Origin of the sequence: Campylobacter australis, from assembly GCF_050586305.1 — a bacterium.
In the GTDB taxonomy this organism is placed as follows: domain Bacteria; phylum Campylobacterota; class Campylobacteria; order Campylobacterales; family Campylobacteraceae; genus Campylobacter_A.
In genome coordinates this window covers 1-1,288 of the sequence record NZ_JAXUAA010000021.1, presented here as the reverse complement: position 1 = coordinate 1,288, position 1,288 = coordinate 1, and the positions used below count along the sequence as shown (strand labels likewise).

General features: G+C 34.2%; 1 protein-coding gene. It reads right to left on the bottom strand.

Going from position 1 to position 1,288, the window contains the following annotated elements; genetic code table 11:
- A partial coding sequence (locus U5B17_RS09625) for a PBECR2 nuclease fold domain-containing protein (protein ID WP_430805133.1) occupies positions 1 to 1,288 on the bottom strand: 1,288 nt, incomplete at both ends.

Genomic DNA, 1,288 nt, shown 5'->3' with positions numbered 1-1,288 from the left:
TATAGCATCTAACCCTTTACCTTCAGTGCTAAGTGCTTGAAGGTTGGCTATTCGTGGGGTGCTTTGGTTAGTGAGCATGTCCCCACCCCATACAATATCCCCTTTTAATATATTTTTTACATCGGTATTTTTTAGTGGTGTTGCTGTAATGCCTATAAACTCGCCCTTATCATCTTCAATTACACTTAAAAACTTAACCACCTTATCTTTATCGTCTAAAAATGTCTTAACAAATCTATATCTATCACCTTCTTTTGTTATAAAAAGTGGATTTTCAAGTGTTGGTTTAACTAAATTTATATACTCAATTCTTCTATCAAAATCTGGTTTTTGTGCTAAATGATTAAGCATTTTATCTAGCGAAATTTTAGAAGTAAAAAGAGGTGTTTTTATAGGTTCTTTAAAATCATTTACAAGATTTAAAATATCTGCTTTTGGATTTAGTTTTAAAGCAATATCTCTATTTTGAGCCAAATTTTTTACTACATCATTTATACCATCTAGTGATATTTGTGAAGAAATTTCGCTTTTTAGCTCTTGTTGTAGTATAATTTCATCAGTAGCTAGGGAATGTGCTTTTGCACCATCGCCGTTGGCAGGTAGCGTTTTGCTAGATTGCTGTGTAGGGTAGGGCGACCCTGCCCCTAGCTCTCTTTCATTTACATTTTGCAGTCTTTTAAGCTCTCTATCTTTTGTGCTTTTTGTTATATGACTTACTTTGCCACTATCCTTTACAATAGCCATTTTGCCAACACTGCCATCTTGTAAAATTTTAGCTATTAACGCCATATCTGGGCGATTATTTTTAAAAAAGTGAGTTGGATTATTTTTTATCTGAACTAGCATCTTATACACATCACTAGGCTTTTTAAATAGTTCAGGATGCTTTTGCTGCAAGATAAACAAATTTGCCGTAAGTTCATTGCTATTTATTTGTGAAAGCTCTTTTACCCAGTCATCAACCGAAACATTTACATTTAAATCACTCTTTGTTGCCTGATTGCCTTGTATTGTAAAGTTTTGATTATTTTGTGTTAAATTTTCACTTTTTGATGTTTGTTGTGGTATAATTTTATTTAAGCCGTTGGCAGACAGATCGGTTCCATTCTGCCCTAGGTCGCTACTTGGTCGAACTACTGAGCGAGACGGCTCTTTCTCTTTTTTATACGCCGTTATTACCCACTCATTTTCTCCCTTGCCGTGCCATCCCTTTGATAAGCCTACTCTAAATTTTCCATTCTTATTAGTATATAATATTGTTTTTACACTAGCGTTACTTACCACTTCG